The organism is Lacrimispora sphenoides JCM 1415, assembly GCF_900105615.1.
In the GTDB taxonomy this organism is placed as follows: domain Bacteria; phylum Bacillota; class Clostridia; order Lachnospirales; family Lachnospiraceae; genus Lacrimispora; species Lacrimispora sphenoides.
Map to the genome: position 1 here is coordinate 171,222 of NZ_LT630003.1, position 22,436 is coordinate 193,657.

The window sequence follows — 22,436 nt, forward strand, 5'->3', positions numbered from 1 at the left end:
CGGAAATTATGAACCAGATGAATGATAAAGAATTTTTCTGGATCCGCAAGCCAAAGTTCTGGGATTTCTCTGATGATGTTCTCACCATGACAACCGAACCAAACACAGACCTCTGGCAGCGGACCTATTATGGTTTCCAGGTGGATAATGCACCTGTATTTCTGATGAAAACAACGGAACCCTATTTTTCATTAGTTGTGAAAACAGAGTATGAAAGCAAACGCAGATTTGACCAGTGCGGCATCGCCGTTTATTTAGACAGTGATAACTGGATAAAAGCTTCTGTTGAATATGAGAATGAGCAATATCAGAGGCTGGGCAGTGTAGTGACCAATCACGGATATTCAGACTGGGCGACGACTGATATTGATGCATCGATCAAGGCGATGTGGTATCGTCTGAGCCGGCGTGAATCGGATTATTGTCTGGAATACAGCTTTGATGGCAATTGTTTTAAGCAAATGAGAATCCTCCATTTGTTTCAGGGAGCTAAACAAATACAATTTGGATTCTATGCATGCAGTCCTGAAAATTCATCATTCAAAGCAACATTCCGCAACATCCAGATAAGCGAATGCAAATGGGAAGCTCATAAATAAAAACAAGAAGGCGGAGAGAAGGAATCCCAGGGAATAATAGATATAAAAGAGGATAGCGTTAACACTCATTTCATGAAAGGAATTGAGTGTTAACGCTTTTTTTATGCCTTTTACTCGATCTGGCATCAAAATATATCATGAATCTAAGTAAATATGTTCACTATATGGTCAACATGTTGTGAATAACGTTTAAAATATTCTGATTTGTATTCAAGTATGATAAAATCCCACCACAAGGTAATTACCAGTGTAAACAACTATATATGGAGGAATAAGAGATGAGGGATAAAGTAGTAAAATCCATGCAAAGCTTTTCCAAAGCGATGATTGGACCAGTGTTATTTTTGCCTGTCGTAGGTATGATGATTGCTTTAACAGCGATCATGACCAATACCGCATTTGTTTCAGAAGGTGGACTTATGTGGACGGTTGGCAAATTTTTTAACAGTATGCTGAATTCCATAATGGGGAATTTAAGTATTTTATTTTGTGTGGGAATTGCAAATGGTATGGCAAAAAAGAAAAAAGCAGATGCATCATTCGTAGCGCTGATGTCATACATCATGTTCTTAGGTGCCAACAGCAAGTGGCTGGAACTGTCAGGAAAGATGGTGGAAGGGGCAACTGCCGGTGCCTTATATGGTACAGGACAAACCATTCAGTTAGGATTTCATGTAACAGATATGGGCGTGTTTCTTGGTATGATCATCGGTGTTCTGGTGGCCCTGGTTCACAACAAACACTGTGATACCGAGTTCAAGGGCGGATTCGCTCCTTATGGCAACAGCAAGCTTGTTTACATGATCATGATCCCGGTAATTGCAGTATTAAGCATTGGCGTGACTTATGTGTGGCCGGGAGTCGCAAACGGAATATCTGCTCTGACCGGTTTTATGAGTACTGCCGGAGCAGCAGGTGTATTTGTATACGGATTCTTAAACCGGTTCCTGATCCCTACCGGTCTGCACCACTTAATCTGGTCACCGTTCCTTTATTCGGCGGTTGGCGGGCAGGCGGTGATCGGCGGAGAAAGCGTAATTGGAGCAAAGCCGATCTTCCTGGCACTGTTAAGTGATCCAGCAGCCGGAATGATGCCGGATACCAGCCGTTTCCTGACCTATGGCCTGATGAAGACATTTGGTATCATCGGTGTGGCACTGGCTTTCTATGTAACAGCCAGGAAAGCGAAAAAGGCGAACTTAAAGGCTCAGATGATCCCGGCTACTTTAACTGCTGTGATCGCCGGAATTACTGAACCCCTGGAATTTACCTTTATTTTTGCAGCTCCTTTATTATGGCTGGTATATTCCGTTCTGGATGGCTTTTTTCAGATGGTAGTTTACTTGATCGGCGTCCGTGTCTGTGCCACCAACGGAATCCTGGATTTCCTTGTATTAAATCTTCCGGCAGGAATCGGCAGAACCTTATGGCCTTTGTATGTACTGGTCGGCCTTATTGAGATCGTTGTGATTTTTGTTGTCTTTAAGTTTATGATTGAAAAGCTGAACTTAAAAACTCCGGGACGCGAGGATGATGATACGGATATGGCTTTGGATTTAAATGCCAATGCAGCAGCAGTAAAAAAAGAATTAAAGACAAAACAGTCCGGAACCGGAGAGACAGAGGAAGACCGGTTGAACCAGGGCAGGATCATCGTAGAAGCATTAGGCGGGAAAGAAAATATTTTAAGTCTGGAAAACTGCTTTTCCAGGTTAAGAGTAGAAGTTGCAGACAATTCAAGGATTGATGAAGAGGCATTAAAGGGCACCGGAGCAGCCGGTATTATGAAAAAGGGAAATGATGTCCAGGTAGTTTACGGCCTTAGCGTCTCTAAAATGAGAACCTTGGTGGATGATGCGTTAGAGAAGATGGAATCACAGAAATAGGAGGAATCACTATGAACAGAACGTTTAAATTAGTCATTGTAGGCGGCGGAAGTACTTATACGCCGGGAATAGTCAAGAGCCTTCTGGACCAGAAGGATCAATTTAAACTTTCCGAATTAAGACTTTACGATAATTTCAAAGAACGCCAGGACAAAGTTGGAGTTTTGGTGAAAAAGGTTATTGAGATGTTTGATCCGGAAGTGAAATTGGTTCTTACAACAGATCCAAAAGAAGCGTTTACGGATGCAGATTTTATCTTTGCCCAGATGAGGGTAGGATTGTATCATATGAGAGAGCTTGATGAGAAGATCCCTTTAAAATATGGTGTAGTGGGCCAGGAGACCTGTGGGCCAGGCGGCCTTGCCTATGGTTTAAGAACCATTTATCCGATGGTAGAAATCATCGATTATTGTGAAAAGTATGCAAGCAAAGATTATTGGATCGTAAACTATTCCAATCCGGCGGCCATTGTCGCAAAAGCAATGCATAAACTCCGGCCAGATGCCAGAATCTTAAATATCTGTGATATGCCGGTAGCGATCATGAGAAACATGGCTAACATTTTGGAATGTGACAGAAAAGAAATTGTGCCGGATTACTTTGGACTGAACCATTTTGGCTGGTTTACAAAAATCCGCGTTGGGGAAGAAGACCGGACGGAAGAATTAAAGGCATATGTAAGAGAACATGGCTATATGCCTCCGGATGACAGAAGTGAAGTACGTCATAATGATGCATCCTGGAAACACACCTTTGACAATGCAAAGAATTTAATGAGAATGTTCCCGGATTATCTGCCCAATACCTACATGCAGTACTATCTGTTAGGGGATGAGATTGTAAAACATTCCGATAAGAGCTATACAAGAGCCAATGAAGTCATGGATGGAAGGGAAAAACGGATTTTCCAGGCAGCAGAGCAGTATGAAACAACCGGAGAAATTGATATGACTCCATTCTTTACCGGCGTTCATGGGGAATTTATCGTGGAAGTAGCGATGAGCCTGGCATTTAATTTAAAGAAACGTCATCTGGTTATGGTCATGAACAATGGTGCTGTTAAAAATTTACCAGACGACGCCATGGTAGAAATTCCTTGCTATATTACCAACGAAGGACCGGAAGCTACCAGAGTAGGGGAAATCCCGACTTTCTTTAAAGGAATGATCGAGCAGCAGGAGGCCAGCGAAAAATTGATCGTAGAGGCGGCAATAGAAGGAAGCTATGACAAAGCATTAGCAGCATTTACATTAAATAAGACCATACCATCAGCAATGGCCGCAAAGCATATTCTGGATGAAATGATTGAGGCGAACAAAGATTACTGGCCGGAGTTAAAATAAAATAATTATCAGAACAGATCCGGCTCTGATATTGCATAACAGGGGAGTATTTATTGCGCCGCGGTGTACTGAAATTCAGTATTGCCGCGGCGTTTTTGTCTGATCCTTTTTACCTGACGTTATATTCTTCGGATTTAGAAAAAAGTCTTTGGTACGGGAATGAAATATGGTACAATAAATGGAAGAACGGCGGGCAGAAAAAGCCGTAATACATATAAATCGGAGGAAGATTATGCAATATCGTGATTTTGGAAAAACAGGAATTAAGGTATCGGCCCTGGGGTTTGGAGCCATGAGACTTCCGATTCTTCAGGAGGAACAGGTGGATGAAAAACGGGCGGTATCCATGATCCGCCATGCCATTGATGAAGGGGTAAACTACATTGATACGGCATATCCTTACCATCAGGGAGAAAGCGAAAGGATCGTAGGAAACGCTTTAAGGGATGGCTACCGGGAGAAAACATATCTGGCTACCAAATGTCCTGTATGGAAGCTTGAAAAGCCCGAAGATTTTGATGAGGTCTTAGATGAGCAGCTTAAAAAGCTTCAGACCGACCACATTGATTTTTATTTGCTTCATGCTTTAAGCAGGGACCGCTTTGAAGATAAAGTTAAAAAATTCGATCTTGTAACGCGCATGGAAAAAGCCAGAGAAGAAGGTAAAATAAAATATCTTGGATTTTCCTTCCATGATTCATATGATGTATTTCAGGATATCCTAGATTATTATGATGGATGGGATTTCTGCCAGATTCAGTATAACTACGTGGATTTAGAGCATCAGGCCGGAGTAAAGGGACTGAAGGCTGCGGCAGACAAAGGACTTGCGGTAGTTGTCATGGAACCGCTTCTTGGAGGAAAGCTGGCTGATCCTGCGGAACATGTAAAAAAGGTATTCCCTGAGGGAAAATCTACTGTGGAATATGCCCTTGATTTTTTATGGGACCAGCAGGAGGTGAGCCTTCTTCTAAGCGGAATGAGCGACGAAAAGCAGCTTGAGGAAAACCTGGTTTATGCAGACCGCAGCCAGATCGGAATGGTAAAGCCGGAAGAAAAACAGGTTTATAAAGAGGCAAAGGAAATCTTTGATTCCATGGCCCTAGTAGGCTGCACCGGATGCCGTTATTGCCTCCCCTGTCCCTTTGGTCTGGAGATCCCGGAGATTTTTTCTTATTACAACATGACAGCTGCCCATAAAGAAAGCGAGGCAAAGGCCGGATACGAGGCTATGCTTGTAAAGGCGGAAGGCTGTAAAGCATGTCATCACTGTGAAAAGGAATGTCCGCAGATGATAAAGATCAGTGAAGTTATGCCGGAAGTAGCTCACGTGTTTGCAAAGCTTTAAGCTTAACTGTTGAAACAAAGGAGGGACGGTTTATGCTGGAGAAACTTGATTTATCGAAAAAAATAGACAAAGAAACCTATAAAGACACTAAAACTAAGCAGGGGGAAAGGCTGGGCCTTTTGCAGCGGGAGTGCAAGGAGGCAGGAATTCCTGTTATGATCGTGTTCGAGGGCATGGGAGCATCGGGAAAGGGCACCCAGATCAACCGCCTGATTCAGGCGCTGGATCCCAGAGGTTTTGATGTATATGCCAATGATAAATCAACGGAAGAGGAACGGATGCGCCCGTTTTTATGGCGCTTTTGGACCAAGCTTCCGGCCCAGGGCAGAATCGCCCTCTTTGACAGAAGCTGGTACCGGCAGGTGACCATCGAACGATTTGAAGGCAAGATCCCGGAGACGGCTCTGCCAGAGGCTTTTCAGGATATTCTGTCCTTTGAGCGTCAGCTGACCGATGACGGTATGGTTATCATAAAGCTGTTCCTCTATATTTCTAAGGAGGAGCAAAAGAAGCGGTTTAACCGGCTGGAAGCCTCCAAGGAAACCAGCTGGCGGGTGACAGAAGGGGACTGGCGCAGGAATAAGGAATACGGGCGTTTTCTGGAAATCTCCGAGGAAATGCTTCAAAGGACGGATATGGACTACGCCCCGTGGACCATCATTGAAGGTACTGACAGAGATTATGCCTCCGCAAAAATCATCACACAGGTGGCGGACTGCTTAGAGGATGCCCTAAGGCAGAGGAAGCTTAGGGGAGAGAAAAAAGAAAAAGAGGTGCCGGTACGTTCGGAGAAATACCAGAGCGGAGTCTTATCCGGGGTGGACTTATCAAAGACCATGACAAAGGAAGAATATAAGAAGGAGATGAGACAGCTAAAGGAAAAGCTGGAATCCCTTCACAGCCAGATATACCGGTTAAGGATCCCTGTAGTGCTGGGCTTTGAGGGCTGGGATGCGGCAGGAAAGGGCGGGGCGATCAAGCGCCTGACCAGCCATCTGGACCCCAGAGGCTATAAGGTATACCCCACTTCGGCTCCCAACGATATGGAACGGGTCCACCATTACCTGTGGCGTTTCTGGAATCATGTGCCAAAAGCAGGCCATATCGCCATCTTTGACCGGACCTGGTACGGCCGGGTCCTGGTGGAGCGGATCGAGGGCTTTTGCAGCGAGGCTGAGTGGAAGCAGGCTTATCAGGAAATCAATGAGATGGAGAACCACATGGCAAATGCCGGAGCCGTTGTCATTAAATTCTGGCTCCATATCGATAAGGATGAACAGGAAAAACGCTTTCAGGAGCGTCAGGAAAATCCGTCCAAGCAGTGGAAGATCACGGAGGAAGACTGGAGAAACCGGGATAAATGGGATCAGTATGAATCCGCGGTCAATGAGATGCTGGTACGTACTTCCACCACCTATGCTCCATGGGTGGTCGTGGAGGCGAACTGTAAGTATTATGCCAGGATCAAGGTGCTAAAAACCGTTGTAGAAGCTATGGAGTCAGAGATAAAAAATTGTAAGAAAAATTCATGACCGCTTGTTTTTTCGCTCTTTTTCGTGTAAAGTAGAAAAATAGTAAACGAAAGCAGGAGAAAACATCCTGCGGGTCTACTTTAATGCCCAAATAACATGGGCGGAAAAGAGGAAATCCCTTCCAGGGTTAGAAAGAGGAATAGGCATGAATACGGTTTTAATCGTGGGCGGTGGCGCTGCAGGGATGCTGGCTGGAATAGCAGCAGCCATGAAGGGCGGTACCGTCCACATTTTTGAGAAAAATGAAAAACTTGGAAAGAAGGTCTATATCACCGGCAAGGGACGCTGCAATGTGACCAATGCCTGTGATACAGAGGAGCTGTTCGGAAACGTAGTGACCAATGCCAAATTCCTTTACAGCAGCTTTTACGGCTTTACCAATTTTGATATGATGGACTTGTTGGAAGATCTTGGCTGCTCCTTAAAGACAGAGCGGGGCAACCGGGTATTTCCGGCTTCTGATAAGTCTTCAGATGTAATAAAGGCTCTTACAAAAAGGCTTTTAGATCTTGGAGTCTCCATCCATTACAGAAACCAGGTGGAGAATCTTTTGATAGAGAATGGCACACTTCTGGGTCTGGAGATAAAAGAGGCCGGGAAAAAGGCAAAGGTGTACGGAGATTCCGTGATCGTAACCTGCGGCGGATTGTCCTATCAGGCAACCGGCTCCACAGGAGACGGTTATGAGATGGCAAAAGAAGCCGGCCATAAGGTTACCTCTCTTTCTCCCGCCCTGGTTCCCTTTGTGGCAGAGGAGCCGGTGGTAAAGGAGCTGCAGGGCTTATCCCTGCGTAATGTGGAGGCTTCCATATTAAACGGTAAAAAGGTGGTTTATAAGGAATTCGGGGAAATGCTGTTTACCCATTACGGGGTCAGCGGTCCGGTACTTTTAAGCGCCAGCAGCTATGCGGTAAAGGAACTGAAGAAAGGGCCTTTGACTCTTTCCATTGACTTAAAGCCGGCTCTTTCCGAAGAACAGCTTGACACCAGGATTCTGCGGGATTTTGAAGAGGCCGCTAACAAGCAGTTTAAGAATTCCCTGGATCATTTGTATCCTTCCAAGCTGGTGCCGGTCATGGTGGATAGAAGCAAAATACCGCCGGAGAAGAAGGTCAATGAAATCACCAGGGAAGAACGTCAGCGCCTTGTCCGCGCAACCAAAGGCTTTCTTCTGACGCTTACAGGACTTCGGGGCTACAATGAAGCCATCATCACCCAGGGCGGTGTTTCTGTTAAGGAGGTTAACCCTTCCACACTGGAATCCAAGCTCCTTCCCGGTCTTTATTTTGCCGGAGAAGTGCTGGATTTAGATGCAGTGACCGGAGGCTTTAATTTACAAATCGCCTGGTCTACGGGTTGGGCGGCCGGAAGTGCTGCCGGAGAGGAGAAATTCAAAGGATGAAAAAAGTTTATAATATAGCCATCGACGGACCGGCCGGGGCAGGAAAGAGCACCATTGCAAGGTCTGTTGCAGAAAAACTTCATTTTGTTTATGTGGATACGGGTGCCATGTACCGCGCTATGGCGCTGCATTTTTTAAGAAATGGAATCCCGTCAGATGATGAGGAAAGGATTTCAAAGTCAGCCGGAGAGGTGAACGTCACCATCTCCTATGAAAACGGGATGCAGCAGGTGATCTTAAACGGTGAAAATGTTTCCGGACTGATCCGCACAGAGGAGGTCAGTGCCATGGCTTCTGCGGTTTCCGTTTACATGCCGGTGCGCAATAAACTGGTGGAGCTTCAGCAGAATCTGGCCTTAGAAGAAAATGTCATCATGGATGGCCGGGATATCGGAACCTGCGTGCTTCCGGAGGCGGACTTAAAGATCTATTTAACAGCCAGCAGCCTGGTCCGGGCAAAAAGGCGGTATGAGGAGCTTAAGGCAAAGGGAGAGGAATGCAGCCTTGATGACATTGAAAAGGATATCATTGAACGGGATTACCGGGATATGAACCGGGAGAATTCTCCCCTTAAGCAGGCAGAGGATGCAGTCCTTTTAGATTCTTCCGCCATGACCATTCCTCAGGTAGTGGACCGGATTCTTGCACTTTTTCAGGAAAGAAAAGTAGAAGGAGGAAGCCTATGGAAGTGATTGTTGCCAAATCCGCCGGGTTCTGCTTTGGAGTAAAGCGGGCGGTGGAACAGGTTTATGAACAGCTGAAAAGAGATGACAAACCCATCTATACCTATGGCCCCATCATTCATAACGAGGAAGTGGTACGTGATTTAGAGGAAAAGGGAGTAAAAGTCATTCATTCGGAAGAGGAGCTTGAGAAGGTCAGGGACGCAGTCGTTGTCATAAGATCCCATGGAGTAGGGAAGCGGATTTATGAGATCATGGAGCAAAACGGGATCGAGATTGTAGACGCAACCTGCCCCTATGTGAAGAAGATCCACAGGATCGCTGAGGAGCAAAATCAGGCGGGAAGGCGGCTTCTTATCATCGGGAATGAATCCCATCCGGAGGTGGAAGGTATTAAAGGCTGGGGAAATGACAATACTTTAGTGGTGGAAACACCCGAGCAAGTGGAAAGATTACCTCTATCGGAAGGGGAAAAGCTGTGTATTGTATCACAGACGACATTTAATTACAATAAATTTCAAGATTTAGTTGAAAAAATTTCTGAAACGCGGTATGATATACTTGTTTTAAATACGATTTGCAATGCAACACAGGAAAGACAGGTGGAAGCAAAGCGGATAGCTTCAGAAGTGGATGCCATGATTGTTATAGGCGGAAAAAGTAGTTCCAATACCCAGAAGCTGTACGACATATGCCGAAGGGAATGTAAGAACACTTACTATATCCAGACACTAGGTGATTTAGATCCTGATTGTGGAAATTCTGTGCGCAGCGTAGGTATTACAGCCGGGGCTTCAACCCCGAATTATATTATCGAGGAGGTTCATACTAATGTCAGAGTTAAGTTTTGAACAAATGTTAGAAGAATCATTGAAAACTATACGTACAGGAGAGATCGTCACTGGTAAAGTCATCGACGTAAAGGAAGATGAAATCGTCTTGAATATAGGTTACAAGTCCGACGGCATCATTCCGCGTAGCGAGTACACGGATGACCAGAATTTAGATCTTACAACTGTTGTACAGGTTGGTGAAGAGATGGAAGCCAAAGTCATCAAGGTAAACGATGGCGAAGGCCAGGTAGCCCTGTCTTACAAGAGATTGGCAGCAGACAGAGGCAATAAGAGATTAGAAGAAGCATTTGAAAACCACGAGGTACTTATTGCAAAAGTTGCGCAGGTACTTGACGGTGGTTTAAGTGTGGTTGTAGAGGGAGCAAGAGTCTTCATTCCTGCAAGCCTGGTATCCGATAGCTATGAGAAGGATTTATCCAAGTATGCAGATAAGGAGATTGAATTTGTCATTACCGAATTCAATCCTAAGAGAAGAAGAATCATCGGCGACAGAAAGCAGATCATGGTAGCAAGAAGAGCCGAGCTGCAGAAGGAATTATTTGAAAGAATCCATACAGGTGATGTGGTAGAAGGTACCATCAAGAATGTAACCGATTTTGGTGCATTCATTGATCTTGGCGGTGCTGACGGCCTGCTTCATATTTCCGAGATGAGCTGGGGCAGAGTAGAGAGCCCGAAGAAAGCTTTCAAGGCAGGAGAGAAAATCAAAGTCCTGGTTAAGGATATCAACGGTGATAAGATCGCCCTCAGCTTAAAGTTCCCGGAGACAAATCCGTGGAAAGATGCTTCTACAAAATATGCAGTAGGCAACGTAGTAAGCGGAAGAGTTGCACGTATGACGGATTTCGGCGCATTTGTTGAGCTGGAGCCAGGCGTAGATGCACTGCTTCACGTATCCCAGATCTCCAAGGAGCATGTGGATAAACCTTCTGATGTTTTGGCAATCAGCCAGGAAATCGAAGCCAGAGTGGTTGATTTCAACGAAGGCGAAAAGAAAATCAGTTTAAGCATTAAAGCACTTCAGTCACAGGATGAGGCTGCAGACGACGGAACAGTATATTCTGACGAAGTTTAAGCATAATAGAAGATAGAACCTATAAGGAAGTGGAGAGATCCACTTCCTTTTTAGTGCAAAAAAACCTGTAGAAAGAAATGAGGTACAATATGAAAAACAGGATTAAGTTCTGTCTGGCAGCCATTCTTGTGCTGTCTCTTCTCCTGACTGGGTGCCGGAAGAAGATAGAGACACCTCCGGAGCAGACAGCAGCCCAGCCTGTCAACGTTCAGGGAGAAGCGGGAAGTGCTGCATCGGATGAGTCAGCGGTCGTGCGGCTGGAGGATGACTATTATGATCATGTGGACCGGAAAATCCTGGACCAGGTGGAAATACCGAAGGATTCCAGCGGATGGAGTTATTTTTATCAGCTGGAAAAGGACTCCTATGAAGTTCTTGAGGGGGTATTGGAAGAGGCTGTAAAAAACCGGAAACAGGCAAAGCCAGGTTCCCTGGAGCAGAAAATTGCGGACTTATATTTAACGGCTCTGGATATGAAAGGGCGGGAAAAAGCGGGATTTGGCCAGCTTAAACCCTATCTGGATGAGTTGAATAATGCCTCAGACATCGATGGGTATTTAAAAGCAGTGGGAAACATCTATGGGGATCTGGGAGTAAACAGCATTCTTACGGTACAGTGGATGGAAGATATGAAGGATTCCAGCCGGTACGCCCTGTACGTGGATGGAGCGGATCTTGGTCCGGGAAAGGAAACCCTGGAGGATAAAACCCAGGCAAAGCTGATGGACCGGTACCAGGATTACATCAGAAGTACCCTGGAATATACGGGCATGAGCCGTGAGGAGGCAGAGAAAGCTGCTGCTGATATTATGGCGCTTCAGAAGGATTTAGCTGCAAGTGCCCTTCCCTTAAGCCAGCAAAATGACCCCGATATCATATACAACCCCTATTCCATGAAGGATTTAAAGGGTTTGCTTCCGGAAGGTGCTGCCGATTCTTATCTTTCGTCGGCGGGATTGACCGATGTTGATACCTTAGTGGTAACCCAGAAGGCGCAGATGGTAAAAATCGGTAAGTATCTGACCAATGATCATCTCCCTGTTTTAAAGAACTATTCCATATTCAGCCTGGTGAATGATTTTGCACCATATCTTACCCCTGAAATCAGAGATAATTATCAGGACTGGAATAATACCCAGAACGGTATTAAGGAAAGAAAGACCGACCAGAAGCTGGCTAGTGAAAGAACCCAGAATATGCTTGGGTTTGAATTCGGCAGGCTATATGTGGAAAAGCGTTTTTCAAAAGAAGATAAAACGGCCATTGAAGAGATGGTCCGCCATATCCTTGAGAATTATAAAAAGCAGATTATGGGCCTGGACTGGATGGGAGAAGAAACAAAGTCAGCCGCTATTAAAAAGCTGGATAACATGACCCTTAAGATCGGATATCCGGATAAATGGCCCAACGATTATGCAAAAGCCACCATTACACCGGTTGAAAAGGGGGGGAACTTAATCAACAATGTCATTTCCCTTACAAAGGCTCAAAATGCTGTGAACAGGGAAAAGGTCCGTAAACCGGTGGATAAAACGGAATGGGGCATGACGCCTCAGACGGTGAATGCCTATTATAATCCCACTGGAAATGAAATCGTATTTCCAGCCGCCATATTGCAGGCACCTTTCTATGATGCTGACAAGGATTATGCATCAAATCTGGGAGGGATCGGAACGGTCATTGCCCATGAAGTCAGCCACGCCTTTGATTCCTCCGGTTCTCTTTATGATGAAAATGGAAATTATCATGTATGGTGGACCAGTGAGGACAGAGCCAAATTTGAACAGCTGGCGGACCAGGTGGTGGCCTACTATGACGGGCAGGAAGGTTATAAAGGACGTCACGTAAACGGAGCACAGACTTTAAATGAAAATATCGCGGATCTCGGTTCCATGGCCTGCATCACCTCCATTGTTGGAGATGATGCAGAGAGTCTGAAGCTGGTTTTTGAGCAGTTCGCAACCATATGGGCGGCGAAATATACACCGGAAAGCATGATCAGGAGGTTAAACACGGATGTTCATTCTCCGGCCAAGGTGAGGGTTAATGCAGTGCTTAGCGCTACCGACGCTTTCTATAAGGCTTATCCGGAAATAAAGGAAGGAGATGCCATGTACGTGGCACCCCAAAAGCGGGTGAAAATCTGGTAAGACAAGATAAGAGTGGCTGCGGCAAATAGTTATGCTATTTTGCCGCAGCTTTTCTTTCTGTGCTTTTCTGTGATGGACAAAAAGATTTCACAAAAATCTTGACAACTGCCCTGCGTTAGTGTATACTAACTATTGCGTAATGGGAATGATTCTCATTAATATTATTAAATAACATTTCATAGGTATACCTTTACGTCCCGCAATGCAGAACTGGCCCCTGTCCTAAATGCAAGGGCAATATGAAAAAGAAAGAAGATGATGGATGATGCCTCTGACAATGGTGAGAACAGGCGAACCGAATGTGATCCGCAAGGTAGGCGGCAAGGAGGAAACAAGACGCTTTTTAGAGAATCTGGGCTTTGTGTCCGGAGGAGTTGTGACGGTTGTTTCTGAAATGGGCGGTAATATGATTGTGAATGTTAAGGATTCCAGAGTGGCCATTGGCAAAGATATGGCCAATAAGATTCTGGTGGAATAGAGAGGGAGGAAGACAATGACATTAAAGGAAATTCCATGCGGAAAAACAGTTAAGGTAACAAAGCTTACCGGGGAAGGACCAATCAAAAGACGGATCATGGACATGGGAATCACAAAAGGTGTGGACATTTATGTGAGAAAGGTTGCTCCCCTTGGGGATCCGGTTGAAGTGACGGTAAGAGGATATGAATTATCCCTGCGGAAAGCGGATGCGGAAATGATTCTTGTAGAGTAATTTTTGCAAGTAAGTTAGTTAAGACTAATATCCGATAAATCAGATGCTGACAGGCAGAAAGAGGTAGAGTATGTCAATTAAGATTGCATTAGCAGGTAATCCAAACTGCGGAAAGACAACACTGTTTAACGCGCTTACGGGATCCAATCAGTTTGTGGGGAACTGGCCGGGCGTAACAGTAGAGAAGAAAGAAGGAAAGCTGAAAGGCCATAAAGATGTGATCATCATGGACCTTCCCGGCATTTATTCACTTTCTCCCTATACCCTGGAAGAGGTGGTAGCGAGAAATTATCTGATCACTGACCGGCCGGATGCGATTTTAAATATCGTAGACGGAACCAATATTGAGCGTAACTTATACTTGTCCACACAGCTTATGGAACTGGGTATTCCGGTGATCATGGCAGTCAACATGATGGATATTGTTGAGAAAAACGGAGACAAGATACATATCCAAAAGCTGAGCCAGAAGCTGGGCTGTGATGTCGTTGAGATTTCCGCATTAAAGGGAACCGGAATACAGGAAGCGGCAAAAAAGGCCGTAGCCCTGGCTAATCTGAAAAACAATACGGCTCCAGTCCATAAATTCGCACCGGAAGTGGAATCTGTTCTGGATTCTATAGAAGATAAGCTGGGGAATGAAATTCCGGAAGAGCAGAAGCGCTTCTTTGCCATCAAGCTTTTAGAAAAAGATAATAAGATCCAGACCCAGATGAAGCATGTGCCGGATGTATCGGAAGAAATCAACCGGATCGAAAAAGAAATGGATGACGACACCGAGAGCATCATCACCAATGAGCGTTATGTTTATATTTCATCCATCATCCATGAGTGTTTTACTCGCAATAAAGTAGAAAAACTGACTATTTCTGATAAGATTGACAGGATCGTAACAAACCGCTTCCTGGCTCTGCCTATCTTTGCACTGGTTATGTTTCTTGTATATTATGTTTCTGTAACAACCGTTGGAACCTGGGCAACTGACTGGGCCAATGACGGCGTATTCGGAGAGGGCTTTAGTTTCTTTGGCCTTGAAGTTCCCGGTGTGCCTGTTGTTGTAGAAGGCGTTTTAACTGCTGTAGGCTGTGCAGATTGGCTGCAGGGACTGATTCTTGACGGAATTATAGCCGGTGTCGGCGCTGTTCTTGGTTTCGTGCCTCAGATGCTGGTACTCTTCATCTTCCTGGCGTTTTTGGAGGCCTGCGGCTACATGGCGAGAGTTGCTTTCATCATGGACCGTATTTTCCGCCGGTTTGGTCTTTCCGGCAAGTCTTTTATCCCGATGTTAATCGGAAGCGGCTGCGGCGTGCCTGGAATTATGGCTTCCCGTACCATTGAAAATGACCGTGACCGTAAGATGACGATCATGACAACTACCTTTATTCCCTGCGGAGCAAAGCTTCCCATCATCGCTTTGATTGCAGGTGCATTGTTTGGCGGAGCAGCCTGGGTGGCTCCAAGTGCTTACTTTGTAGGAATAGCAGCCATCGTTTGCTCAGGAATTATTTTAAAGAAGACAAAAATGTTTGCAGGAGATCCGGCGCCTTTTGTTATGGAACTTCCGGCTTACCATATGCCTACCGTTGGAAATATTTTAAGAAGTATGTGGGAACGCGGCTGGTCCTTTATTAAAAAAGCAGGTACCATCATTCTTTTAGCAACCATCTTTGTTTGGTTTACTTCCTTCTTTGGCTGGGTTGACGGCCAGTTCAGGATGTTAGACGCTTTGGAACTTGATCACAGCATTCTTGCGGCAGTTGGAGGAACAATTAGCTGGATCTTCGCACCTCTTGGCTGGGGTGACTGGAAATCTGCGGTTGCAGCCATTACCGGACTGATTGCAAAAGAAAACGTAGTAGGCACGTTCGGTATCCTGTTCGGTTTTGCGGAAGTTGCAGAAGACGGATCTGAAATCTGGGGAACGCTTGCAAGCAGCATGACTCCTTTGGCAGCATATTCCTTCCTGATATTCAATCTACTTTGTGCCCCGTGCTTTGCTGCTATGGGAGCCATCAAAAGAGAGATGAACAATATCAGATGGTTCTGGTTTGCTGTCGGATATCAGTCACTTCTGGCTTATGTCGTATCCCTGTGCGTTTTCCAGATCGGGTCCCTGATTTACACAGGAACTTTTGGAATCTTTACTATCGTTGCCTTTGCCCTGATCGCAGGATTTATTTACCTGCTGGTAAGGCCGTCAAAAGAACAAAAGGTATCAAACATTCATTTAAACAAAGTGGCAGGAGCGAAATAGGCTTGCCCCATGAGAGCCTGCACCTAATCTGCAGGCTCGAACTATAAGGAGGTACTTTATGGGAACACTGGTTGTTTTTATCGTTGTTGCCGGGCTGGTGTCATTGGCAGTAAGAAGCATGGTCAATGACAAAAAGAACGGAAAATCCATTCAGTGCGGCGGAGATTGTAAACACTGCGGAGGCCATTGCCATTAAGAACGGCGGCAGCTGGAAGAATTAAGCGGAGGCGCGCAAATGGAGAAATTAACGAACATCAATGAAAAAAGAAAAACGCCTGATTCCAGAAGCTATCACAGGACCAGAATGCAGAAAGAGCTGATCATAGAAAAGCTGAAGGAAAAGGGCTGCAGAATCACAAAGCAGCGCAGTACGCTGTTAGATATCATATTGGAGCATGAATGCTCCAGCTGCAAGGAGATTTATTATAAGGCATCAGGCGTTGATGAGACAATCGGCGCTGCGACCGTCTACCGGATGGTCAATATCCTGGAGGAGATCGGAGCCATCAGCCGAAAGAACATGTATAAGGTGGTTTATTCGGAAACCTGCCCCATGGAGGAGGCATGTACAGTAGTTTTAGACGATGAGACCACCTATCAGCTTTCTGCAAAGAACTGGAACTCAGTGGTTCAGGCCGGCCTTGCCGCCTGCGGATACCTGGACGGTCAGAAAATATCCTCCATCATTGTCAGACCTTGTGATTGTGAAAACGCTGACTGCATCTGATATCTGATATGAAGTTGACGATAACCAACTAAAGGAACAGGTTTAGAAACCTATGAATAGAGGATCAGAATTTAAGTTATGCACGAATAATGTACGATCCGGTGATCGGGGCCCTGGCATTAAAGCATTGGGGTTACTTGACTTTCTGACCGTACCGTTGTATACTTGCAATGAAAATTAAAAGGGGTGCTGGAGAAAATCCGGCTGAGATAAGGCAGCATTGCTTTAAACCCTGTAACCTGATCTGGATAATGCCAGCGTAGGAAGCTTTCAGGCTAAGCCTGTTCACCCGCCCGGATATCCGGGCGGGTTTTTGATTTCTATTAATGATAAAAGGAGAGAGAAGACATGAATGCAAGCGTAGCGATCCAGACATTGCCTGAGGCAAAGAATGATGAGGAACTGATCCGTATTGTTGACCAGGTGATCGATTATATTAAGAGCACAGGACTGAACTATTATGTGGGGCCTTTTGAAACCGCCATTGAAGGGGATTATGATGAACTGATGGACATTGTTAAGGAATGCCAGCACATTGCCATAAGAGCAGGTGCTCCCTCTGTTGCCGCTTATATCAAAGTCACCTACCGGCCGGAAGGGGAGGTACTTACCATTGAAAAGAAAGTCACAAAGCATCACAAGTAAGCTTTGGTCCAGCTCTGCGGTTATTGGGCTTCTGGTATTGTGGCAGGGGATCAGTTCATTCGGTCTTGTGGACCGCTTTCTGCTCCCTTCGCCCGTCAGTGTCGGAAGGGCATTCGCCAAGGAATTCCCGGTACTGGCAGTCAATGCGGGAATCACCCTTGCCGAGGCGTTTACCGGGCTTTTCCTGGGGGTGGCAACCGGTTTTGTGATCGCTGTGATCATGGATCATTTTGAAGGACTTTACCGGGCTTTTTATCCGCTGATCGTTCTGACACAGACCGTTCCCACGGTTGCCATTGCCCCTCTACTGGTATTGTGGTTTGGCTACGGAATGGCTCCTAAGGTGATCCTCATTGTCTTAACTACCTTCTTTCCCATTACCGTGGGCATGCTTTCCGGTTTTAAATCAGTGAATCCGGATGCGGTGAATCTTTTAAAATCCATGGGAGCCGGAAGAGTAAAAATATTTCGTTATATTAAGCTTCCCGGAGCTATGGGACAGTTTTTTGCAAGTCTTCGCATCTCGGTTTCCTATGCCGTGGTCGGAGCGGTCATCTCCGAATGGCTGGGAGGCTTTGGCGGACTGGGGGTATACATGACCCGGGTGAAAAAATCCTTTGCCTTTGATAAGATGTTTGCGGTCATTTTTCTCATATCGGCCATCAGCCTACTTCTTATGAAAGGGGTGGACGTGCTTTCTAAGAAATGCATGCCATGGGATAATCAGTGATATGATACAATTGGAGGAATATATGAAAAAATCAGGTTTGGTAATCTTAATGGCGGCAGCGGCTGCCGCAATTCTCACTGCCTGCGGGGGAACCGGGAAACAGGCAGCAAATACGAATTCATCGGATTTAAAAAAAGTGACATTTGTCCTGGACTGGACTCCCAATACCAATCATACCGGACTTTATGTGGCTGAGGAAAAGGGATATTTCAAAGCCGAAGGGCTTGAGGTAGAAATCGTTCAGCCTCCTGAGGATGGGGCGGCAGTTCTGGTAGCCTCAGGAAAAGCCCAGTTCGGAATGTCCTTTCAGGACTCCATGGCACCGGCTCTTGCAGGGGAAAATGCCCTTCCCATAACGGCAGTAGCAGCGGTCATCCAGCATAACACCTCCGGTATTATTTCCAGAAAAGGCGAGGGGATGGCATCTCCAAAGGGAATGGAAGGAAAGAAATATGCCACCTGGGATATTCCGGTGGAAAAGGCCATGGTAAAAGACGTGGTAGAAGAAGGTGGAGGAGACTTTTCAAAAGTGCAGCTGATTCCCAGTACTGTTACGGATGAGGTTTCCGCATTAAAATCAAAATCAGTAGATGCCATCTGGATCTTTTATGCATGGGCTGGTGTCAAAATGGAAGTGGAAGGTCTTGATACGGATTATTTTGCATTTGCAGATTTGAACCCAGTGTTTGATTATTACACGCCGGTCATTATTGCGGGAAATGATTTCTTAAAGCAGGAGCCTGAGACAGCCAGAGCCTTTTTAAGGGCTGTGAGCAAAGGATATGAGGAGGCAGGAAAAGACCCGGAGGAGGCAGCCCGTATCTTACTTAAGGCGGCGCCGGAGCTTGATGAAAAGCTGGTAATGGAAAGTCAGAAATACCTGGCGGATAAATATCAGGCAGATGGGAAAGCGTGGGGATCTATAGATCCGGAACGGTGGAACAGGTTTTATGGCTGGCTGAATGAGAATGGCCTTTCCGATCCTGAGATTCCAGAAAATGCCGGGTTTTCAAATGATTATCTGCCTCAGTAAGTTAAGAGGATTTGATCTTTGCAGCATTCGCCGGAGGCAGGAAAGCCTGCAAACATAAAGGAGGAAACCATGACTCACTTAAAGGTGGAAGGCATTACAAAATCCTTTGATGAAAAGACGGTCTTAAAAGGCGTATCCTTAGAGCTTAAGGAAGGGGAGCTGGTATCTCTTCTTGGAGTCAGCGGAGGAGGAAAGACTACACTGTTTCATATCATTGCAGGCCTTTCTCTGCCGGATGAGGGACATGTATATCTGAATGAAGAAGAAATTACCGGAAAGCCGGGGTCTGTCAGTTATATGCTGCAAAAGGATCTTTTGCTGCCATACCGCACCATCGTGGACAATGTGGCCCTACCCCTTTTAATTAAGGGCATGAAGAAAACAGAGGCCAGAAAAAAGGCAGGAGAATATTTTAAACAGTTTGGGCTGGAAGGGACGGAGAAACAGTACCCTTCCCAGTTATCCGGCGGTATGAGGCAGAGGGCAGCTCTTTTAAGGACGTATCTGTTCTCCAACCGCATCGCTCTTCTTGATGAACCTTTTTCCGCTCTTGACATGATGACCAAGCGGGGGGTGCATGAATGGTATTTGAAGGTAATGGATGACATTCATCTTTCCACCCTTTTTATCACCCATGATATTGACGAAGCCATTCTTTTATCAGACCGCATCTGTATGCTGACCGGATCTCCCGGCAGGATTACAAAGGAAATCATCATAAAGGAACCAAAACCGCGAGATAAGGATTTTAATATTTCAAAGGAATTTCTGGAATATAAGAGGGAGATTTTAAAGCATTTGGAAGGGATATGATTGCAGCGGGCTTTTTTAAAGCCCGCTGTTTTTTTAAAATTAAAACCTTATTGAGAATATCTGTTTTAAGCACGATTTCTTAATTAATTTCATCCTCTGACTGCTGTTCCAAACGAAAAAGCTTCATATATTCTTCCAGAATCAATTCCGTCACCAGATAAAAACCAATTCTTGATGTAATATCGGCATCTCTGTAATTCATTTTTCTAAAATAGGCATACAGGCTAACCACACTGCTGCCGGAAATCGGGTTCTGACTCATTCCTGTAAGGGTAACGATAGGAACTCCCCTGGTCTGGGCAATGTAGGAAAGCTTGCATATGATATCGGTACTTCCAGAATAACTGATGAAAAAAGCGATCTGTCCTGGTGCCAGGTTATTGGCATACAAGATACAGTTATCACGGTCATCAGGGACAATAATGATCTTATTCAGATGCTCAAGTTTTTTTGCCAGATCCAAAGCTACGATCCTGGAAAGGCCCAGTGCAAAAAATATCACCTGGCGGCTTTCATAAATCAGCCTTGCCGTTTTCTCAATGTTCTGCCGTGAATTAATGGCCAGTGTCTGTTTTAAGCTGTCCATAACAGTGGTCTGCTGCTCAGCGGCCTCTATTCCATACTGTCTCCGTTCATGTATGATCTGGTATTTCAACTCACTGAACCCGTGATAGCCCAGTTTTTTACAAAGTCTAACAATGGAGTTTGGCGACAGATATAACTCTTCCGCCACCTTTGCGATCTTTAAATCTTGCAATATACCGTAATGTTCCAGTAAATAATTGACAATTCTTTCTTCTGTAGGATTCAGCTTTATTCCCCTGTTTGACAGCTGGTCAAAAAAATTCATCTTTCACCCTCCGGAGCCCTATTCTTGATGTGAAATATTACACATTTTGTGTTTATTGATACCTTTTGTATATAAATAATAATATACTTCCAAACACTTGTAAATTAAAATCAATCCATTATTATAAAGTTATAATTTCATACCGGTATTGAAATCATAACTTTAAGGAGATGGAGGATCTTAAATGAAAGAGTTTTGGCAAAAATTTGGAAAATCGCTGCTTCTGCCCATTTCTACCATAGCAGTCGCCGGTATATTCAGCGGTCTTGCGGCAGCAATGCAAAACAGCGCAATTGTAGGGGAAACTTTTGCAAATCTTGTTTACGTCCAGAATTTTATTGGCTTTATCCGAAAGCTGGCTGGACTGGTATTCGGAAACCTGCCTTTGTTTTTCTGTATGTCTATCGCTATAGGCATGGCAAAGGATGAAAAACCGACCGCGGCATTTTCCGCTGTCCTGGGCTTCCTTGTATTCCATTACACGTTAAATTACATTCTGGGACTGAAAGGTATTACCGCTGAATCCACCAGCATCAGCAAGCTTATGGAGCAGGGGATGTCACAGGTGGATGCAACCATTGTAAATGCGAAGTATGAGACCATGCTGGGATATTTCACACTCCGCATGAATGTATTCGGAGGCATTTTGGTAGGACTTCTTGTAAACGCTTTACATAACCGGTTCTACACCATCACACTTCCAAGCGCCGTTAATTTTTTCGGCGGAAAACGCTTTGTCCCGCTGATTACCATTATCACCATCCCACTGGCAGGAATCGCATCTTACTTCATCTGGCCGTTCTTTAACACATTCATCGGACTGATTGGCAACTGGATCAACTCCATTGGTGTATTCGGGCCTTTTGTATACGGTGCTGCCAACAGGCTTTTGATCCCTACCGGCCTTCATCATATTCTAAACCAGGTGGTACGCTTTACACCGGTAGGCGGAACAGCAACCATAGATGGCCAGACTGTCATGGGCGCGTTAAATATCTTTAATACTGCCATTGCATCAAACAGCCAGGTTCCAAATGATGTATTCCAGATGGGCGCCCGCTACGTAGGCCAGGGGCACTCCCTTATTGTTATCTTCGGCCTTCCGGCTGCTGCCTTTGCAATGTACCGGTCTGCAGATGATCAAAACAAAAAAAGAGTCAAGGCACTGCTCTCCGCAAGTGTTACCGCTTCAATCCTTACAGGTGTTACAGAGCCGCTGGAATTTTCCTTTATGTTTATCTCACCGGTGCTTTTCCTGTTCCATGTATTCATGACAGGAATCGGCTATATGGCGGCCGCTTTGCTCCATTGCAGCGTGGGGGGCGTACAGGCAGGACTGATTGATTTTACGATTTTCGGTATTTTCCGGGGAGCACAGAGTAAGTGGTACCTTGTGGTACTGATCGGCATCGGTATGGCGGTTATCTACTACTACGGCTTTACCTACCTGATCCAAAAGTTCAATATTTCAACCCCCGGAAGAAATGAAGGGGCTGATGCAGAAGACGGGGAAACGGCACTTGTGAATTCCGGAAGCGGCACAAAGATGGCGGAACAGATCCTGGAATACTTGGGCGGCAGAGAGAACATCGGTGAAATCAACAACTGCTTTACCAGACTGCGTGTTACCATCAAGGATATGTCTCTGGTTCAGGAGCACAATTTAAAATCGACCGGCGCATCAGGCATTGTCTGTCCTTCTGCCAATCAAATACAGGTCATCTACGGATTGAAAGTTGAAAGCATTGCAAGAGATGTGAAAGCATTGTATCACGCGAAGCATACAGGAAAGGATTAAAA

General features: G+C 45.3%; 21 protein-coding genes and 1 riboswitch. Of the genes, 20 read left to right on the top strand and 1 reads right to left on the bottom strand.

The window, feature by feature from the left end; translation table 11 throughout:
- Positions 1-17 precede the first annotated feature (17 nt).
- From BMX69_RS00690 to BMX69_RS00780, 19 genes are all read left to right on the top strand, one after another.
- Positions 18-599, top strand: coding sequence for a DUF1349 domain-containing protein (locus tag BMX69_RS00690; protein ID WP_100043735.1), 582 nt, complete (start codon positions 18-20; stop codon positions 597-599).
- A 278-nt stretch (positions 600-877) separates the two neighbouring features.
- Positions 878-2,485: a PTS transporter subunit EIIC gene (locus BMX69_RS00695; RefSeq protein ID WP_100041258.1), complete on the top strand. Its 1,608-nt coding sequence runs from the start codon at positions 878-880 to the stop codon at positions 2,483-2,485.
- A gap of 11 nt (positions 2,486-2,496) precedes the next feature.
- Positions 2,497-3,828 (top strand): 6-phospho-alpha-glucosidase, encoded by a 1,332-nt coding sequence (locus tag BMX69_RS00700; protein ID WP_100041259.1) that lies wholly within the window; start codon positions 2,497-2,499, stop codon positions 3,826-3,828.
- A gap of 232 nt (positions 3,829-4,060) precedes the next feature.
- A complete protein-coding gene (locus BMX69_RS00705; protein WP_100041260.1) occupies positions 4,061-5,176 on the top strand; it encodes an aldo/keto reductase in 1,116 nt (371 codons plus the stop codon).
- 32 nt (positions 5,177-5,208) lie between these two features.
- Positions 5,209-6,708, top strand: coding sequence for a polyphosphate:AMP phosphotransferase (gene pap / locus BMX69_RS00710; RefSeq protein WP_054790674.1), 1,500 nt, complete (start codon positions 5,209-5,211; stop codon positions 6,706-6,708).
- 145 nt (positions 6,709-6,853) lie between these two features.
- On the top strand, positions 6,854-8,110 hold the full coding sequence (locus tag BMX69_RS00715) for a BaiN/RdsA family NAD(P)/FAD-dependent oxidoreductase (RefSeq protein WP_100041261.1): 1,257 nt from the start codon (positions 6,854-6,856) through the stop codon (positions 8,108-8,110).
- Complete coding sequence (gene cmk / locus BMX69_RS00720; protein ID WP_100041262.1) at positions 8,107-8,802, top strand: (d)CMP kinase; 696 nt, start codon at positions 8,107-8,109, stop codon at positions 8,800-8,802. Before BMX69_RS00715 ends, cmk begins: the two co-directional genes overlap by 4 nt.
- A complete protein-coding gene (gene ispH / locus BMX69_RS00725) occupies positions 8,793-9,644 on the top strand; it encodes a 4-hydroxy-3-methylbut-2-enyl diphosphate reductase (RefSeq protein WP_100041263.1) in 852 nt (283 codons plus the stop codon). Before cmk ends, ispH begins: the two co-directional genes overlap by 10 nt.
- Positions 9,625-10,722 carry a 30S ribosomal protein S1 gene (gene rpsA / locus BMX69_RS00730; protein ID WP_100041264.1) on the top strand — a complete coding sequence of 366 codons (1,098 nt, stop codon included), beginning with the start codon at positions 9,625-9,627 and terminating at the stop codon, positions 10,720-10,722. Before ispH ends, rpsA begins: the two co-directional genes overlap by 20 nt.
- A gap of 89 nt (positions 10,723-10,811) precedes the next feature.
- Entirely contained in the window at positions 10,812-12,872 is a 2,061-nt protein-coding gene (locus BMX69_RS00735; RefSeq protein WP_100041265.1) for a M13 family metallopeptidase, read from the top strand.
- Between the two features lie 262 nt (positions 12,873-13,134).
- Positions 13,135-13,350: a FeoA family protein gene (locus BMX69_RS00740; protein ID WP_025231665.1), complete on the top strand. Its 216-nt coding sequence runs from the start codon at positions 13,135-13,137 to the stop codon at positions 13,348-13,350.
- Positions 13,351-13,365: 15 nt separating this feature from the next.
- On the top strand, positions 13,366-13,584 hold the full coding sequence (locus tag BMX69_RS00745; RefSeq protein WP_025231666.1) for a FeoA family protein: 219 nt from the start codon (positions 13,366-13,368) through the stop codon (positions 13,582-13,584).
- 70 nt (positions 13,585-13,654) lie between these two features.
- Positions 13,655-15,838 carry a ferrous iron transport protein B gene (gene feoB / locus BMX69_RS00750; protein WP_100041266.1) on the top strand — a complete coding sequence of 728 codons (2,184 nt, stop codon included), beginning with the start codon at positions 13,655-13,657 and terminating at the stop codon, positions 15,836-15,838.
- 58 nt (positions 15,839-15,896) lie between these two features.
- Positions 15,897-16,034, top strand: a complete 138-nt coding sequence (locus BMX69_RS00755) for a FeoB-associated Cys-rich membrane protein (RefSeq protein WP_035286472.1) — start codon at positions 15,897-15,899, stop codon at positions 16,032-16,034.
- Positions 16,035-16,073: 39 nt separating this feature from the next.
- Positions 16,074-16,565 carry a transcriptional repressor gene (locus BMX69_RS00760; protein WP_025231668.1) on the top strand — a complete coding sequence of 164 codons (492 nt, stop codon included), beginning with the start codon at positions 16,074-16,076 and terminating at the stop codon, positions 16,563-16,565.
- A gap of 172 nt (positions 16,566-16,737) precedes the next feature.
- A riboswitch (TPP riboswitch) is annotated at positions 16,738-16,850 on the top strand.
- Positions 16,851-16,913: 63 nt separating this feature from the next.
- Positions 16,914-17,210: a thiamine-binding protein gene (locus tag BMX69_RS00765; protein WP_025231669.1), complete on the top strand. Its 297-nt coding sequence runs from the start codon at positions 16,914-16,916 to the stop codon at positions 17,208-17,210.
- Positions 17,179-17,940: an ABC transporter permease gene (locus tag BMX69_RS00770; protein WP_100041267.1), complete on the top strand. Its 762-nt coding sequence runs from the start codon at positions 17,179-17,181 to the stop codon at positions 17,938-17,940. The genes BMX69_RS00765 and BMX69_RS00770 overlap by 32 nt, the downstream gene beginning before the upstream one ends.
- 22 nt (positions 17,941-17,962) lie before the next feature.
- On the top strand, positions 17,963-18,973 hold the full coding sequence (locus BMX69_RS00775) for an ABC transporter substrate-binding protein (protein ID WP_100041268.1): 1,011 nt from the start codon (positions 17,963-17,965) through the stop codon (positions 18,971-18,973).
- A 69-nt stretch (positions 18,974-19,042) separates the two neighbouring features.
- Entirely contained in the window at positions 19,043-19,786 is a 744-nt protein-coding gene (locus BMX69_RS00780; RefSeq protein ID WP_054790693.1) for an ABC transporter ATP-binding protein, read from the top strand.
- A gap of 79 nt (positions 19,787-19,865) precedes the next feature.
- Here the strand turns inward: BMX69_RS00780 and BMX69_RS00785 are convergent, their stop codons facing one another.
- Positions 19,866-20,636 carry a MurR/RpiR family transcriptional regulator gene (locus BMX69_RS00785; protein WP_100041269.1) on the bottom strand — a complete coding sequence of 257 codons (771 nt, stop codon included), beginning with the start codon at positions 20,634-20,636 and terminating at the stop codon, positions 19,866-19,868.
- Between the two features lie 184 nt (positions 20,637-20,820).
- Between BMX69_RS00785 and BMX69_RS00790 the strand changes: the two genes are divergently transcribed.
- Positions 20,821-22,434, top strand: coding sequence for a PTS transporter subunit EIIC (locus BMX69_RS00790; protein WP_100041270.1), 1,614 nt, complete (start codon positions 20,821-20,823; stop codon positions 22,432-22,434).
- The last annotated feature ends 2 nt before the right edge of the window (positions 22,435-22,436 follow it).

Bases quoted from the DNA above. Each gene is read 5' to 3' on its own strand.
- BMX69_RS00690 (WP_100043735.1), top strand. From the start codon at position 18: ATGAATGATAAAGAATTTTTCTGGATCCGCAAGCCAAAGTTCTGGGAT.
- BMX69_RS00695 (WP_100041258.1), top strand. From the start codon at position 878: ATGAGGGATAAAGTAGTAAAATCCATGCAAAGCTTTTCCAAAGCGATG.
- BMX69_RS00700 (WP_100041259.1), top strand. From the start codon at position 2,497: ATGAACAGAACGTTTAAATTAGTCATTGTAGGCGGCGGAAGTACTTAT.
- BMX69_RS00705 (WP_100041260.1), top strand. From the start codon at position 4,061: ATGCAATATCGTGATTTTGGAAAAACAGGAATTAAGGTATCGGCCCTG.
- pap (WP_054790674.1), top strand. From the start codon at position 5,209: ATGCTGGAGAAACTTGATTTATCGAAAAAAATAGACAAAGAAACCTAT.
- BMX69_RS00715 (WP_100041261.1), top strand. From the start codon at position 6,854: ATGAATACGGTTTTAATCGTGGGCGGTGGCGCTGCAGGGATGCTGGCT.
- cmk (WP_100041262.1), top strand. From the start codon at position 8,107: ATGAAAAAAGTTTATAATATAGCCATCGACGGACCGGCCGGGGCAGGA.
- ispH (WP_100041263.1), top strand. From the start codon at position 8,793: ATGGAAGTGATTGTTGCCAAATCCGCCGGGTTCTGCTTTGGAGTAAAG.
- rpsA (WP_100041264.1), top strand. From the start codon at position 9,625: ATGTCAGAGTTAAGTTTTGAACAAATGTTAGAAGAATCATTGAAAACT.
- BMX69_RS00735 (WP_100041265.1), top strand. From the start codon at position 10,812: ATGAAAAACAGGATTAAGTTCTGTCTGGCAGCCATTCTTGTGCTGTCT.
- BMX69_RS00740 (WP_025231665.1), top strand. From the start codon at position 13,135: ATGATGCCTCTGACAATGGTGAGAACAGGCGAACCGAATGTGATCCGC.
- BMX69_RS00745 (WP_025231666.1), top strand. From the start codon at position 13,366: ATGACATTAAAGGAAATTCCATGCGGAAAAACAGTTAAGGTAACAAAG.
- feoB (WP_100041266.1), top strand. From the start codon at position 13,655: ATGTCAATTAAGATTGCATTAGCAGGTAATCCAAACTGCGGAAAGACA.
- BMX69_RS00755 (WP_035286472.1), top strand. From the start codon at position 15,897: ATGGGAACACTGGTTGTTTTTATCGTTGTTGCCGGGCTGGTGTCATTG.
- BMX69_RS00760 (WP_025231668.1), top strand. From the start codon at position 16,074: ATGGAGAAATTAACGAACATCAATGAAAAAAGAAAAACGCCTGATTCC.
- BMX69_RS00765 (WP_025231669.1), top strand. From the start codon at position 16,914: ATGAATGCAAGCGTAGCGATCCAGACATTGCCTGAGGCAAAGAATGAT.
- BMX69_RS00775 (WP_100041268.1), top strand. From the start codon at position 17,963: ATGAAAAAATCAGGTTTGGTAATCTTAATGGCGGCAGCGGCTGCCGCA.
- BMX69_RS00780 (WP_054790693.1), top strand. From the start codon at position 19,043: ATGACTCACTTAAAGGTGGAAGGCATTACAAAATCCTTTGATGAAAAG.
- BMX69_RS00785 (WP_100041269.1), bottom strand. From the start codon at position 20,636: ATGAATTTTTTTGACCAGCTGTCAAACAGGGGAATAAAGCTGAATCCT.
- BMX69_RS00790 (WP_100041270.1), top strand. From the start codon at position 20,821: ATGAAAGAGTTTTGGCAAAAATTTGGAAAATCGCTGCTTCTGCCCATT.